Raw genomic sequence first — 15,880 nt, 5'->3', positions numbered from 1 at the left:
AGAATCAGCTTTACAGTTCCCCTGCTTTCAGTTTTGCGTGCCAATCTTTTAGGAATGGGATGTCCTGTTCTTTAATAGCGCCTGATTCGTTCGCAGCTTCAATTAAATAATCAAAGTTTGTAAGAGATACATATTGAATGCCAGCTTCATCGAATGCTTGTTCAGCGCGTGGTAGATTGTAAGTGTATACGCAAACAACGCCTAGTACTTCACAGCCAGCTGCGCGTAAAGCTTCCACTGCTGTGATGGATGAACCGCCTGTCGAAACAATGTCTTCTACGACAACGACTTTTTGACCTGCTGCGTATTTACCTTCGATTTGGTTGCCACGACCATGCTCTTTTGCTTTTGAGCGCACGTAGACCATTGGTAAATCTAAAATATCACTTACCCAAGCGGCATGTGGAATTCCTGCTGTTGCTGTACCAGCTACGATTTCTGTTGCACCAAAGTGTTCTTTAATAACAGATGCTAGGCCATGTGCTAACTGTTTGCGAATGGCAGGATCAGAGATTGTCAAACGTGTATCACAGTAAATCGGTGATTTAATGCCTGATGCCCATGTGAATAACTCTGTTGGATTTAATTCGACTGCGCCTACCTTTAACATCGCGTGTGCAATTTCGTTTTGTAATGTCATATTGATGCCTCCCATAATTCGCTTACGATTTTATATGCTGCTACTGGATCTTGTGCCCCTGTTACAGCACGCCCCACAACAATTAATGAAGATCCATCTTGTTTTGCGCCATCTGGTGTGGCAATGCGTTTTTGATCATGTGCGTCGCCACCTGCTAAACGAATACCAGGTGTAACACGTAAGAAATTCTCACCACAAGCTGCGGCAATCGCTTTTGCTTCATGTACCGAGCAGACAACGCCATTTAATCCAGCTTGTTTCGTTAAACTTGCATAATGTAATACGGATTCCTGTAAAGATAAAGCAATTTTTTGCTCTGCCTGCATTTGCTCCTCTGTTGTTGATGTAAGCTGTGTCACTGCAATTAATGCCGCACGTTCACGACCTGCTGGCGTACCTGCTTCTAGACCTTCAAGTGCGGCTTCCATCATAGGACGACCCCCTGCTGCATGGACATTCACTAAATCTACCCCCAGTTTCGCTAAGCCCTTCATCGCAGAGCCAACTGTGTTTGGAATATCATGTAGCTTTAAATCAAGGAAAATATCGTGTCCTAAATCCTTCACTTTCCGTACAATATCTGGACCTTCCTGCATATATAACTCCATGCCAATTTTCACGAAAAGAGGTTCATTAAAATGTTGTAAAAACTTGAAAACTTCCGTCTCTCCCGGGAAATCAAGTGCAAGTATTGGTTTTGTGTGCATTAACGATGGCTCCTTCCGATAAGTTCTGAAATATGCTCTACACCCAAAGTATCAAGCATTGCTGGTAACTCCTCAATAATGTTCGGACACACGAAATGGTCAACAAAGTTTGCAGTACCCACTGCGACTGCTGAGGCCCCTGCTGACATAAAATCAATAACATCCTGTGCTTCTGTCACGCCACCCATCCCAATGATTGGAATATTGACGGCTTTATATACTTCATAAACCATGCGAATGGCAACGGGCTTTACTGCCGGGCCCGATAAACCACCCGTACCATTTGCAATCACAGGTTTCCCTGTTCGTTCATGTAGTCTCATACCAATTAACGTATTAATCATTGTAATACCGTCTGCACCGCCAGCTTCAACAGCTTTCGCAATATCTACAATATTTGTTACATTCGGTGATAACTTGACGTAGATAGGTACTTCAGAAACAGCCTTCACCGCAGCTACAAGTTCACGTGCTGTCTGCGGATCTGTACCGAATTGAATACCACCACATTTCACGTTTGGGCATGAAATATTAAGTTCAAGCGCTTTTACATTGGGAGCAGCTGAAATTCGGCGTGCTACTTCCACATAATCTGCTGTTTCAGTACCGGCTACATTCGCAATGATTGGTACATCATAGCCCTCTAAAAATTTCAATTCCTCATTCATTACTTTTTCAATACCAGGATTTTGTAAGCCAATTGCATTGAGCATTCCTGCTGCTGTTTCCGCCACACGAGGTGTAGGGTTGCCTGGCCGTGTTTCCACTGTTGTTGCTTTAATCATAATAGCGCCTAGTTTTGATAAATCATAAAGTTGCGCATATTCACGCCCAAAGCCGAAGCAACCCGATGCTGGCATAATTGGATTTTTCAACTCTAAGCCTGGTAAATGGATATTTAAACGACTCATAATGCCACCGTACCTTTCGGGAATACTGGACCGTCAGAGCATACTTTGACATAGTCTTTTTCAATTTGATCTGTTGTTTTACATACGCATGCGAAGCAAGCACCAATACCGCAGCCCATGCGCTCTTCAAATGATAGGTAACCCTCTTTTTCTGGATAGAATCCTTCTAATGCTTTTAACATAGGAAGAGGACCACAAGAATAAAACACATCAAATTCAGGTGCACGTGACGCTAATACGTTTGTAACAAAACCTTTTGTGCCTTTAGAGCCATCAACTGTCACATAGTGTGTTTCCCCTAGTGCATTGAATTCCGTCTCATAGAAACATACATCCTCCGTTTGGAAGCCTAACACATGGATTGTTTTGACACCGCGGGCATTTAATTGTTTTGACAGCTCATGTAATGGTGGTACACCAATACCGCCGCCAACTAAAAGTGCTGTACCCCCTTCTTTCACTGCATCTACAGGGAAACCATTACCGATAGGGCCAAGTACATTCACTAACTGTCCTTCACGATTTGTCGCTAAAACTTTTGTGCCGCGACCTTCCGCACGATAAATCATTGTAAATTCGTTGCTGACTTTGTCTACATTCGCAATACTAATTGGTCGACGTAAAAGCGGCTCCAATGAATCAGACACCTTTACATGGACAAACTGGCCAGGAGTCATTTCCTGCACCAGTTCCCCATGAAGTGTCAATTCGAAAATGTTTGTCGCAATTTGCTTTTGTGAGACGACCGTCATTTTCTCTTGACGTATCATATTAGTGTACGACCTCCGCTTTAGGCATTTGTTCTGCTGTGAATGTCATCGATTCGATAACACGTAGCATAGCTTCTGCTGTATCCAGTGAAGTTAAGCATGGTACGCCGTTTTCTACAGACTCACGACGGATACGGAAGCCATCACGTGCCGGCTGCTTACCTTTTGTTAATGTGTTTACAACTAATTGTGCTTCACCATTTTGGATTAAATCTAGTAATGTTTGTCCTTTCGCACCAATTTTGCCAACTACATCCGTACGCACGCCTGCCGCTTCAAAGCTTTGTGCTGTACCTTCTGTCGCCACAATGCGGTAGCCTACTGTTGAGAAACGTTTTGCCAGTGCGATAGCTTCATCTTTGTCTTTATCGGACACTGTGAATAATACTGTGCCTTCTGTACGAATTTCCATACCAGCTGCAACTAATCCTTTATAAAGAGCTTTTTCTAGTGTTGCATCTTTCCCCATTACTTCCCCGGTAGATTTCATTTCAGGGCCTAATGTGATGTCCACTCTACGTAATTTTGCGAATGAGAATACTGGCACTTTCACAAACACACCTTTTTGCTCAGCCGCTAAGCCTGTTGGATAGCCTTGTTCCACAATTGATTTACCAAGAATCGCTTTCGTTGCGATATTGGCCATCGGGATATTTGTAATTTTACTTAAGAATGGTACTGTACGAGATGAGCGTGGGTTCACCTCAATTACGAACACTTCACCTTGTGAAATCACATACTGAATATTCATTAAACCAATGATGCCAAGACCTTTAGCTAGACGAGTTGTATAATCCACTAATGTATCTTTTTGTACCTGTGTTAATTTTTGTGGTGGATAGACTGAAATCGAGTCACCAGAGTGAACCCCAGCACGTTCGATATGCTCCATAATACCAGGAATCAACACATTTTCACCGTCACAAATTGCATCAACTTCGATCTCATTCCCCGTTAAATAACGGTCTACAAGCACTGGGTGATCTGGAGATGCTTCTACTGCATTTTCCATATAGTGTTGTAGTTCTTCTTCGTTATAAACGATTTCCATCGCGCGTCCACCAAGTACATAAGAAGGACGAACGAGTACTGGGAAGCCAATGTCCTTCCCAATGACAAGTGCTTCTTCAGCAGAAGTAGCTGTTTTACCAAGCGGCTGTGGAATGCCGATTTCATGTAATGCTTGCTCAAATTTATCACGATTTTCCGCACGATCGATATCTTCTAGCGTTGTACCTAGAATTTTCACGCCGTTTTCCTCTAACTTATCAGCAAGGTTAATAGCTGTTTGACCACCGAACTGAACTACAACTCCAATTGGTTGCTCCAGATCAATGATGTGCATAACGTCTTCGATCGTTAATGGTTCGAAGTATAATTTATCAGAAATGGAGAAGTCCGTTGAAACTGTTTCTGGGTTGGAATTGATAATGATAGCCTCGTAACCAGCTTCTTGAATTGCCCATACAGAGTGGACTGTTGCGTAGTCGAACTCTACCCCTTGACCAATTCGGATTGGACCTGAACCTAGTACGATAACTGATGGTTTATCCGATTTGATTGATTCGTTTTCGTCTTCATATGTGCCATAGAAGTATGGCGTTTCCGACTCGAATTCTGCTGCACATGTATCAACCATTTTATAGACAGGGATAATGCCATGTTCTTTACGATATGCATACACTTCTTCAGGTGTCGTTTTCCAAAGCTCAGCGACTTTTTTATCAGCAAAGCCAAGACGTTTTGCTGTGCGTAATACCTCTTTATCGTTTTTATGGTCAGCAAGTGTTTGTTCCATATCAACGATGTTCTTAAATTTATTTAAGAAGAATAAATCAATGGCAGACCATTCATGAATTTGCTCAATTGTCACACCGCGACGAAGTGCTTCTCCGATGAAGAATAGACGCTCATCCCCAGCTTTACGGATACGTTTTTCAATCCAAGAATCCGAGTTGTCTTCTGCGTGTTTTAGCTCTAAATGTACTTGGCCTGTTTCAAGCGAACGAACTGCTTTCAGCATCGCTTCCTCAAATGTACGCCCTAGTGCCATTACTTCACCAGTTGCCTTCATTTGTGTACCAAGATTACGTTTTGCTGATTCAAATTTATCGAATGGCCAGCGTGGAATTTTCGCCACGATGTAATCAAGTGCTGGCTCAAAACAAGCATAAGTCGAACCTGTTACTGGATTTTTAATTTCATCTAGTGTAAGTCCTACAGCGATTTTTGCCGCAAGTTTGGCAATTGGGTAACCAGTTGCTTTGGACGCTAATGCTGAAGAGCGGGATACACGTGGGTTTACTTCGATTACATAGTAATTGAAGCTATATGGATCAAGAGCTAACTGTACGTTACAACCACCTTCGATTTTCAATGCACGAATAATATCTAGTGAAATATTACGTAGCATTTGGTTTTCACGATCTGATAATGTTTGTGTTGGTGCCACGACGATCGAGTCACCAGTATGAATACCCACCGGGTCAACGTTTTCCATGTTACATACGACGATTGCGTTATCCGCTGCATCGCGCATTACTTCATATTCAATTTCTTTATAGCCAGCGATTGATTTTTCCAGTAAACATTGTGTTACCGGAGAGTATTTTAAACCCGATGTTACGATTTCCTCTAAGTCTTGGTCATTGTAACAAATACCGCCACCTGTACCGCCAAGTGTGAATGCAGGGCGCACGATAACTGGGTAGCCTATGCGGGCAACTAACGCATGCGCTTCTTCCATGTTGTGGATAATGTCTGATTCAGGTACTGGAGCACCTAGCTCATACATTAGGTTACGGAATAAATCACGGTCTTCTGCTTTATGAATGGCATCTAATTTTGTACCTAAAATTTCGATGTTCAATTCGTTTAAAATACCTGATTCGTCTAACTCGATCGCCATGTTTAGACCTGTTTGGCCACCAAGCGTTGGCAGGATTGCATCTGGACGTTCTTTACGTAAAATACGTGATACGAATTCAAGTGTAATTGGCTCGATGTATACTTTGTCTGCAATTTCTGTATCTGTCATGATTGTCGCAGGATTTGAGTTTATTAAAATAACACGGTAGCCTTCTTCTTTTAATGACAGACAAGCTTGTGTTCCTGCGTAGTCAAATTCTGCTGCTTGTCCGATTACGATTGGGCCTGACCCGATTACTAAAATAGTTTCTATATCTGTACGTTTAGGCATGTTGTTTCCCCTTCCCTGCTTCTACTTCCATCATTTCGATAAATTCATCAAATAAGTGATTTGAATCTTCTGGACCTGGTGATGCTTCTGGGTGATATTGCACTGTGAAGATTGGGTATTTTTTATGTCGAACTCCTTCACAAGTACCGTCATTTAATGCGATATGTGTTAATTCTAAATCTGTGTCTTTTAAAGAATCGATATCGACTGCATAGCCGTGATTTTGCGATGTTAAATCTGTACGACCTGTACGTAAATCTTTTACTGGATGGTTACCTCCGCGGTGACCGAATGGTAATTTGAATGACTTCGCACCACTTGCTAATGAGAAGATTTGGTGACCTAGGCAAATACCGAACATTGGCACTTTTCCGATTAAATTGCGCACTGTTTCGATGCCTTCTTCAACATCCTCTGGGTTACCAGGGCCGTTTGACAGCATAATACCATCTGGATGCCATGCTAAAATTTCTTCTGCCGGTGTATTGTAAGGTACTACAAGTACGTCACAGTCACGTTTATTTAACTCGCGTAAAATACCGTGCTTCATACCATAGTCGATTAACACCACTCGCTTACCACGACCTGGTGATGGATACGCAGCTTTTGGTGTTACTTCACGAACATGATGAGTAATCGCTGGTGTAGCTTGAAGTTGTGCCACGATTTCCTCAACATTTACTTCCTCATCCGCTGCTGTCAAAATGGCTTTTACTGAACCTTTGTTACGAATAATACGTGTTAATTTACGTGTATCAATGCCTTCAATCCCTGGGATATCCTTTGATGTTAAGTACTCATCTACAGTTAAATCACATCGGAAGTTTGAAGGAGTTTTCGCTAACTCACGCACAACAAATCCACGAATTGCTGGTGTGATAGATTCGAAATCATCGCGGTTAATACCGTAGTTACCGATTAATGGGTATGTTAACGTTACGATTTGTCCGTAGAACGAAGGATCTGATATTGTTTCTTGATACCCCGTCATGCCTGTTGTAAATACGACCTCACCTTGTGAAGCTCGTTCACTACCGAACGCTGTACCTGTGAATACTGTGCCATCTTCTAAAATAAGTAAACGTTTTTTCATTACTCTACCTCCTGGTATACGATATTACCTTCAAAAATTGTTACAACTGGCCAACCCTTAGCAGCCCATCCGTTAAATGGTGTATTACGACCTTTTGATACAAAACCTTCTGCATCAATTGTTTGTTCTTTCGTTAAATCTATTAAAATCATGTCTGCAGAAGCACCAACTTCCAATGTTCCGTATGGTAAGTCAAAAATTTGTGCTGCCTTGACAGACATCCAATCAATCAATTGCTTTAATGTCCATTTACCTGTTTCTACAAATTGTGTATAGAGCAGTGGGAAAGCCGTTTCAAAGCCGACAATACCAAATGGTGCGCCAACCATGCCGCAGCATTTTTCTTCTACTGTATGTGGTGCATGGTCTGTTGCGATACAGTCAATCGTGCCGTCTAATAAGGCTGCATGTAGGGAGTCTTTGTCATTTGCTCCGCGTAATGGTGGGTTCATTTTCCAGTTCGCATCATCTGATGGAATATCCATTTCTTCAAGTAATAAGTGATGCGGGCAAACCTCTGCAGTTACAAGGATACCTGCTGCTTTTGCGTCACGTACTGCACGCACAGATTCCTTTGTTGAAACATGACAAACGTGATAGCGTGCGCCTGCTGCTTCTGCAAGAAGAACGTCACGGGCAATTTGTACAGACTCACAAATGGATGGAATCCCTGGTAAACCAAGCTCAACATTGCGTTTACCTTCATGCATAACACCGTCGTAAATTAGTGAGTTATCTTCACAGTGTGCCACTACAACCACATCGTGCTTTGCAGCATCCTTCATTTGTTCATACATTGTCGAAGCCAGTTGGATGCCAACACCGTCATCAGAAAATGCTACAGCACCTTGAATTTTTAACTCCTCAATGCTGGTACGAACTTCACCGGAAATATCCTTTGTTAAGGAACCATAGGGTAATACACGAATTACTGCGCTTTCCTTAATTAAGCCGTTAATCAGTTGCATATTTTCTACTGAATCGGGTACGGGTTTCGTATTCGGCATGGCACAGATTGTTGTGAAACCACCCTTCGCTGCTGAAGCCGAGCCTGTTGCTATTGTTTCTTTATGTTCAAATCCTGGCTCACGTAAATGCGTGTGTACATCGACAAAGCCCGGCGCCACAACTAATCCATTCCCTTCGATGATTTCAGCACCTTCTACATTTACATGTTGTCCAATTGCAGTAATTTTTCCATCGGTCATGGCGATATTTACTGTATTTAACTCGCCCTGTTCGTTTAACATTTGTACATTTTGAAGTAACTTTGCCATGTTATTCTCTCCCCTTTAAAATTGTTTCTACAATTGCCATACGTGTGAATACACCGTTGCGCACTTGATCAAAAATTCGTGAACGCTCGCACTCTACTAGCTCCGACGCAATTTCTACATCACGATTTACCGGTGCTGGATGCATAATAATTGCTCTATCCTTCATTTGTTTTTCACGTTCTATCGTTAAACCATACTTTTCATGATACTCTTCTTTTGAAAAACTTTTGTTAACCTTATGGCGTTCATGTTGTACACGAAGTAACATAATAACATCGCTTATTTCGATTAAATCATCCCAAGAGTGATGTGCTTCAAAGCCACCTGTCCATTCTTCTGGACAAAGGAAGTGAACATTTGCCCCTAAACGCTGTAATGCCGTAGCATTGGATTTAGCTACGCGGCTATGCGATATATCGCCAGCAATCGTAATATTCAACCCCTCAAAAGAACCAAACTCTTTTTTAATTGTGTAAAGGTCAAGTAGTGATTGTGAAGGATGTTGACCAGCACCATCCCCTGCGTTAACGACTGCAACATTAATGCCTTCAAGCAGTTCATTGTAGTACTCATCTTCTTTTGCTCGAATGACCACTGCATCTATACCAATCATTTCCAATGTCTTTACTGTATCATACATTGTCTCTCCCTTTGTCACACTGGAAAAGCTAGCATCAAACGGGATAATTGTACAACCTACTTTGCGCTCTGCCATTTCAAAGCTCGTTTTTGTACGTGTACTTGGTTCAAAAAATAAGTTTGCTACGTTGTAAGCGCGAGATAACGATGATGCTTCTCCATTTTCAAAAGCCTGCGCACGATTTAGGACGCTGTTAATTTCTTCAGTTGTTAAATGTTCCATCGATAATAAGTTCTTCATCATGTACCTCCATTGTTGTGTGTCATGAACGCCTATGTATGACGTTCTTCATTATTCAACTTGCTGAATAAATATCAAATTCCCCTTGGTATATTTGCTGCTGTCTCTAAGCTTTCGCGTAAAAAACAACTGCGGCAACCGTCGGAGGTTTTAATTTACAACAAGCAAATAAATTAAAAGCCCCGCTGATGTCATCAACGAGGCATAAGGAGGCGTGACAAGTTAAAGTTAGAACGCATTCAAACTTTTATCTTGTCCACATCTTCCCCTTTTTTGCCTCTCTGGACAATTCATTAAAAGGTACTACATATTTAGTTAATCATAGTCTGCAACTTCTTTATCGCGTCCCGGTAATGCTAGGTTTAGAATTACACCGATAATGGCCGCTAATGCCATGCCTTCAATGGCAAATGAATTAGTAAATTTAAGCGCTGCACCGCCTATTCCTACTACTAGGATAACAGATGCAATCACCATGTTACGATTGTTTCCAAAGTCTACATTGTTTTCAACAAGCATACGTAAACCACTAGATGCGATAATACCAAACAATAAGATTGAAATACCACCAAGAACTGCTGTCGGTATTGTCGAAATTAGGGCCATTGCTTGTCCAAAGAATGATACGACTACCGCAATGACTGCTGCTCCCATGATAACATACACGGAGTAGACACGTGTGATTGCTAACACACCGATATTCTCACCGTATGTCGTTTTTGGCGGTCCGCCGATAAAGGAACTCACTAATGTCCCTAAACCATCTCCTAAAATCGAGCGATGAAGGCCGGGGTTTTTTACATAATTTCGGTTTACTACTTTCCCCAACACTAATTGGTGACCGATATGTTCTGAAATCGTCACGATCACAATTGGTACCATTGCAAGTAAAATTTTTGCTGTAATATTGAATTCATAGTCCACTCCTGGAATTATGAAGTCCGGTAAGGCAAAAAATGTTGCTTCTTTTACTGGTGTGAAATCAACAATTCCGATGATGACTGAATAAATATACCCCACAATGAGACCCATCAGAATCGGCATCGCACTTAAAATATTTTTGAAGTATACTGTAAAAATAATTGCTGCAAATAATGTGACAAGCGCTGCTGAAAAATGTAATGTACTGTATTGAGATACTATTTCAACAACTCCAGTTGTTTCATTTAACTGTTCTACATTTATGTTCATCGCCATGTTTACTGCTGTACCTGATAGTCCTAACCCAATGACGATAATAACTGGTGCTACTACGATTGGTGGCAGTAAGCGCATTAACCATTTATAACCTGTTTTCCATATTAATAAAGATACTATACCGTACACTAAGCCGACCGCCATTGCACCTATCATTGCATTTCCTGGGCTTACACTTGCACCGTCTTCAGTTAAGCCATTGGAAGCAATTAAAATCGGTGAAATAAAGGCGAATGATGAACCTAAGTATGCTGGTACTTTAAACTGAGTAACTAATAAGAAAATAAGTGTGGCAATCCCACTTGTCAAAAGGGCAATTGCTGGGCTAAGTCCTACAAGTTGTGGTACCAAAATGGTTGACCCGAACATGGCAAACATATGTTGAAAACTTAATGTCACCAATTGTATTGGGGTTGGTTTCTCATTAATATCTAATACTGCCTTTGACATATAGTTTCCTCACTTTATTGTTAATCTTCTTTATAAATTGTGACGCAATCTTCTCCATCTACTTCTTGTAAATGTACAACGATACGTTCAGTACCTGAAGTTGGCACATTTTTTCCTACATAGTCTGCTCGAATCGGTAACTCTCGGTGTCCTCTATCGATGAACACTGCTAATTGAATTTGTGCAGGTCGTCCTAAATCCATTACTGCATCTAATGCAGCGCGTACTGTACGTCCTGTATATAAGACATCATCGACTAAAATGATTTTTTGATTCACTACTTCGTAAGCAATATCAACTTGTTCAACATGTGCCTGCTCATTTTCGTGCTTAGTCGATAAATCATCTCGGTATAAGGTAATGTCTAGCTCCCCTGTACGAATCGCTTTACCTTCAATTTTTTCAATGCGCTCTGCTAATCGTCTTGCTAGAAAAGCACCGCGCGTTTTAATGCCAACTAAAATACATTCATCAATACCTTTATTTCGTTCAATAATTTCATGTGCTATGCGTGTTAATGCTCTTGTCATAGATTGGCCATCTAATAACTCATTTTTTGTCACTATAATTCCTCCCCTCTTCTAGTTATTGTTGGTCATGTGTCACTAAACGAAACTACCATCGTTAGAAATTCACTTCAATCCTGTCGATCATACGTTGAGCAAATCGGCGTTTCGCATCCGTTGTACGGAATAAAAAAACCTCTCGAGGCGAAAAGCCTGAGAGGGTTATATACGTGTTCAAATAGCATGTTGAAAAATTTGCAGCACAAATTTTTTGCAACACTATCACATGTACCTTCTCAGCCTCTCTGGACTGCCATTAAAGGTGAATATTTAGTTAAGTTGTTCATTCACTGTCGTTAGTATAGACCTTCTTTAAATATTCGTCAATGGTTATTTCTTAACTCATCTAATAATTGGACATAATCAGCAGGAATAGGTGCTTCAAACTCCAAATATTCACCTGACGAAGGATGATCAAATCCTAATATACCCGCATGTAATACTTGTCCACCAAAATCCAAGGTCTTTTTCGGTCCATATTTTGGATCTCCAGCAAGGGGGAATCCTATATATTTCATATGCACGCGAATTTGATGTGTTCGTCCTGTCTCTAAGCGACATTCTACAAGCGTGTAATCGCCAAATCGTTCAGTTACTTGGAAATGTGTCACCGCATGCTTGCCATTATCAACAACAGCTTGTTTCTGTCTATCTTTTTGGTCACGTCCGATTGGTGCTTCAATCGTCCCTTTATCATGTGCGATATGCCCATGTACAAGGGCCGTATATTTACGAGTTACCGTTTTTTTCACAAGCTGGTCAACTAATGATACATGGGCCGTGTCATTTTTTGCAACCATTAGTAAGCCCGATGTATCCTTATCGATTCGGTGTACAATGCCTGGACGCATTACACCATTAATGCCTGATAAGTCTTTACAATGATACATTAAGCCGTTTACGAGTGTCCCTGTCAAATGACCTGGCGCCGGATGAACTACCATCCCCTTTGGCTTGTTGACAACGAGTACATCCGCATCTTCATAGACGATATCAAGGTCTAAGTTTTCAGCTATTACATCTAATGGCTCTACCTCTGGTACAGTTATTTCGACAATGTCGCCTACTTTTACCTTATATTTCGCTTTTACTGTCTCACCATTCACTTTGACAATACCTTCTGTAACCCAATTGCCAATTTGTGTACGTGACCATTCTGTTTGCACAGTTGAAAGCGCCTTATCAATACGCTCTCCTTGTTGCTGTTCTTCGATTGTATATGTTACTTGCGTCATTGTTTCACCTGTTTCTTTTCTTTTTTATCTTCGATGATTAAACCAATCATTAGGACAACTACAGCAACTGTTAATGCCGCATCTGCAATATTAAAGATAGGGAAATCATAATTCATCACTGGAATTAACACATCAACAAAATCGACCACTTCGCCTCTAAATAAACGGTCGATAAAGTTACCTATAGCTCCACCCAGTAATAGCATTAAGCCCACTTGGAAAATCGGTTTTCCCTTAGCTTCTTTATGATAAAAGTAAATGATGGCAATAATAACGCCCACTGTCACAATCGTAAACAACCACATTTGTCCTTCTAACATTCCCCATGCGGCCCCTCTATTTCGATGAGATAAAATACCAAACCAAGGGTCCCATACAGAAATACGCTCACCATATTCCATATTTTTCACAATTAGCCATTTTGTCCATTGATCTAAAAGGATCACAAAAGCGGCCAATCCATAATATTTATACACAGCCATTCCTCCGTTCGCTCAACATCTTACCTATTCTACCATAAGAGCCTATAGAGGAATAACTAATATACCATGAAAATATTGCTGAAAAACTAATAGGGTCTAGGTCAGTAGCGCTCAGGTAAGTCTCAAGTTCTGCTCAGGTGAGAATCAGGACCGTTCGGGTAGTCTCAAGCACCGCTCAGGTCTAGGTCAGCTACAGCTCGGGCTTGTAGCCTGCTGTTTCAGGAAAGCCTCTGTTGGCGCACTGCCTCTGCTAAATAATATAGTTGCGAAATATAGGAGGTAATATCGTTAGCATTGTAAAATTTATCCTGCGAGAAGGCATACAGTTCATTAATTTCTTCAATGGAGATCTGTGTCGCTTCCATAATTGCCATAAGTTGCAGTTGGAAAGCAGTTACTTCCGACATCGTTTGATTCGTTGCCTGCTGAATGGCTGTCATATTGCTAAATAGCGCTTGTTCTGATTGTTCGATCTTTTCAAAAAAGGCCATTGTATTGTTTGCCATATTCTGTGTTTCACTAACAATTTGCGCTTCCTGCACCATTGTTGTGGACAGTAGCTCCATTCGACCCACGATATCCGTTACCTTTGTACGAATGTGCACCAATGCACCTTTACTTTGCTCAGCCAATTTACGAACCTCTTGCGCTACAACCGCAAAGCCTTTACCATGCTCCCCTGCACGTGCAGCTTCAATCGATGCATTTAGTGCAAGGAGGTTCGTTTGATCAGCGATATCACTAATCATTTTCGTAAATGCCATAATATTATTTGTTTCTATTTGAACATCTTTCATTGATTGCTCTAAACGATTGAACACGTCCATTACTTTTTCCATTTGTCCAAAAAGCTTCGTCATATTGTTATTGCCTTCTGCCACTAAACGAATGTTTTCCTTGCCCTGTTCCTCTACAACATTTGTGATTTCATGGACATGCTCTGTCTCGCGAACCATTCGCTCTGCACCTTCATGGGAATCATGTAATGCTTGCTGTTGTATTGCAAGTGATTTTTTGATGCCTGTTATCTGTTCGATAAATATACTATCAGCTTTTGCATTTTTTTCGTTCGCCGTACCCAGTAACCCAATTAAATCAAACATACCGTTTAAAATCATATCACGCTCTTCTTTTGTTAAACCATTTATTTCCATTCTAAGCGCTTCTTCACGATGTTCGTCTTGAGGACGTATGAAAAGTTGTTTTAGCATCTTTTTTCTCCTGTCATCATTTGCCAAACCCTATCAATAATAAGGTTTGGTTGATTAATGATTTATTTAACTGTTCACCGTAGCTAGAAAATCCCGCTAGGTTTGGTAGTTGGCTTAATTCTTTATTAAGTGCTGGAAATAACCGTTGCTCTTGAAACTGTAATTTTCGCAAAATACAATTACATGCTAGGACACCCTCTAGTCGATTAAATTGCCTAGTAAATGTAGCTAATGTCGTTTGTAATGTTTCAACTGGATCCCTAGGTTCTAACAGTTCCACGACAGCATCTTGGTACACTTGACAATAAAATGCAATAGCTCCATTGGCCTCCACTCGAAATGGAGAGGCAATTAACAATTCTTCATTAAAGCAACGTCCAAGTGGATTTTTCATAAAATAACGAGGCAATTGTTGTTCACTCACACCTAATGCTTTTGCGTAAGAACTTGCCGCTGTTTCATCATTAATTTCATAGACGATACGTTTTTCTGGATCAGCCTTTGTAATTTTCAATTCGATACCTGTACTTTTAAAAATATTCTCTTTTTGGATATAAAAATCGAGGTATGGTTTGATAAAAACAACGACTCCTCCTTTATCAGTTAGTTGACCGTTCAAGCTGACAATTGTTTTGTCAAATTTTTCATCATCTCCTGCTGTACCACCAAAAATCGGAAAACCATCATGATGAAAGATAGAATTGACAATAGATAGCATTTTTTCTTCTCCTGCAACTAGGCCCGTTGGAAAAATAAAAGCCAGACCCTCTTTGTCAATTTGTGGACTCTCTAGAGGAATGCCTAATTTTTTTGCACTTTGCAACAATTTATTACGATCAAAAATTGGATACTTTTCAATATTGGTCATCAGCACGGCTTGTACTTGTCCGAAATCCTTTCCGTAACTTTGTGCACTCAAGCTATGCTCTGAAAATCCTTGGGGACCAATTTCACCAGTCGTTGTTACACCCACTACTTCACTATTCGGATACTTTTCGTTAAAATAGCATGTTAATTGTTCAAAGGTATGGACTGTGCTCGTAAAAAACAAAACAAGTGAAGGCTCAATATGTAATTTTGCACTAACTTCTCTAAATGCCTGTGCAGTATTTCTTGTCGTAGATAAAGCTGAAAGTATATCTGACATAGGACATGTCTCCTCCTAGCATAATTTGTAAATATTATAGCACGAAATGATACTACTATAATAAACAAAAAGCTATTTCTATCACTTGATCAGCAATAGAAATAGCTAGCAGAGC

At 40.7% G+C, this 15,880-nt stretch carries 14 protein-coding genes; all 14 read right to left on the bottom strand.

Features of this window, described 5'->3' with window-relative positions; translation table 11 throughout:
* Positions 1-10 precede the first annotated feature (10 nt).
* The gene (gene pyrE / locus ACOMCU_RS04400; RefSeq protein ID WP_010858366.1) at positions 11-640 is read right to left on the bottom strand and encodes an orotate phosphoribosyltransferase; all 630 of its coding nucleotides are present in this window, start codon (positions 638-640) and stop codon (positions 11-13) included.
* The gene (pyrF, locus tag ACOMCU_RS04395; RefSeq protein ID WP_421049532.1) at positions 637-1,347 is read right to left on the bottom strand and encodes an orotidine-5'-phosphate decarboxylase; all 711 of its coding nucleotides are present in this window, start codon (positions 1,345-1,347) and stop codon (positions 637-639) included. The genes pyrE and pyrF overlap by 4 nt, the downstream gene beginning before the upstream one ends.
* The gene (locus ACOMCU_RS04390) at positions 1,347-2,258 is read right to left on the bottom strand and encodes a dihydroorotate dehydrogenase (protein ID WP_010858364.1); all 912 of its coding nucleotides are present in this window, start codon (positions 2,256-2,258) and stop codon (positions 1,347-1,349) included. The genes pyrF and ACOMCU_RS04390 overlap by 1 nt, the downstream gene beginning before the upstream one ends.
* Positions 2,255-3,028: a dihydroorotate dehydrogenase electron transfer subunit gene (locus tag ACOMCU_RS04385; RefSeq protein ID WP_010858363.1), complete on the bottom strand. Its 774-nt coding sequence runs from the start codon at positions 3,026-3,028 to the stop codon at positions 2,255-2,257. The genes ACOMCU_RS04390 and ACOMCU_RS04385 overlap by 4 nt, the downstream gene beginning before the upstream one ends.
* A 1-nt stretch (position 3,029) precedes the next feature.
* Positions 3,030-6,227 carry a carbamoyl-phosphate synthase large subunit gene (gene carB / locus ACOMCU_RS04380; protein ID WP_421049531.1) on the bottom strand — a complete coding sequence of 1,066 codons (3,198 nt, stop codon included), beginning with the start codon at positions 6,225-6,227 and terminating at the stop codon, positions 3,030-3,032.
* Positions 6,220-7,320, bottom strand: a complete 1,101-nt coding sequence (locus tag ACOMCU_RS04375) for a carbamoyl phosphate synthase small subunit (RefSeq protein WP_010858361.1) — start codon at positions 7,318-7,320, stop codon at positions 6,220-6,222. The genes carB and ACOMCU_RS04375 overlap by 8 nt, the downstream gene beginning before the upstream one ends.
* The gene (locus tag ACOMCU_RS04370; protein ID WP_010858360.1) at positions 7,320-8,597 is read right to left on the bottom strand and encodes a dihydroorotase; all 1,278 of its coding nucleotides are present in this window, start codon (positions 8,595-8,597) and stop codon (positions 7,320-7,322) included. Before ACOMCU_RS04370 ends, ACOMCU_RS04375 begins: the two co-directional genes overlap by 1 nt.
* 1 nt (position 8,598) lies before the next feature.
* The gene (locus ACOMCU_RS04365) at positions 8,599-9,477 is read right to left on the bottom strand and encodes an aspartate carbamoyltransferase catalytic subunit (RefSeq protein WP_010858359.1); all 879 of its coding nucleotides are present in this window, start codon (positions 9,475-9,477) and stop codon (positions 8,599-8,601) included.
* A 315-nt stretch (positions 9,478-9,792) separates the two neighbouring features.
* The gene (locus ACOMCU_RS04360) at positions 9,793-11,124 is read right to left on the bottom strand and encodes a solute carrier family 23 protein (RefSeq protein ID WP_010858358.1); all 1,332 of its coding nucleotides are present in this window, start codon (positions 11,122-11,124) and stop codon (positions 9,793-9,795) included.
* A 20-nt stretch (positions 11,125-11,144) separates the two neighbouring features.
* A complete protein-coding gene (gene pyrR / locus ACOMCU_RS04355; RefSeq protein WP_010858357.1) occupies positions 11,145-11,687 on the bottom strand; it encodes a bifunctional pyr operon transcriptional regulator/uracil phosphoribosyltransferase PyrR in 543 nt (180 codons plus the stop codon).
* 326 nt (positions 11,688-12,013) lie between these two features.
* Positions 12,014-12,925: an RluA family pseudouridine synthase gene (locus ACOMCU_RS04350; RefSeq protein WP_421049530.1), complete on the bottom strand. Its 912-nt coding sequence runs from the start codon at positions 12,923-12,925 to the stop codon at positions 12,014-12,016.
* The gene (gene lspA, locus ACOMCU_RS04345) at positions 12,922-13,401 is read right to left on the bottom strand and encodes a signal peptidase II (protein ID WP_010858355.1); all 480 of its coding nucleotides are present in this window, start codon (positions 13,399-13,401) and stop codon (positions 12,922-12,924) included. Before lspA ends, ACOMCU_RS04350 begins: the two co-directional genes overlap by 4 nt.
* 224 nt (positions 13,402-13,625) lie before the next feature.
* A complete protein-coding gene (locus ACOMCU_RS04340) occupies positions 13,626-14,618 on the bottom strand; it encodes a methyl-accepting chemotaxis protein (protein WP_421049529.1) in 993 nt (330 codons plus the stop codon).
* 16 nt (positions 14,619-14,634) lie between these two features.
* Complete coding sequence (locus ACOMCU_RS04335; protein WP_010858353.1) at positions 14,635-15,765, bottom strand: FIST signal transduction protein; 1,131 nt, start codon at positions 15,763-15,765, stop codon at positions 14,635-14,637.
* Between the last annotated feature and the right edge of the window lie 115 nt (positions 15,766-15,880).

The sequence above is a fragment of the Lysinibacillus sp. UGB7 genome (assembly GCF_049058285.1).
Classification (GTDB): Bacteria; Bacillota; Bacilli; order Bacillales_A; family Planococcaceae; genus Lysinibacillus; species Lysinibacillus sphaericus_B.
The sequence above is the reverse complement of the archived record's forward strand: the minus strand, read 5'-3'. Positions and strand labels throughout refer to the sequence as shown.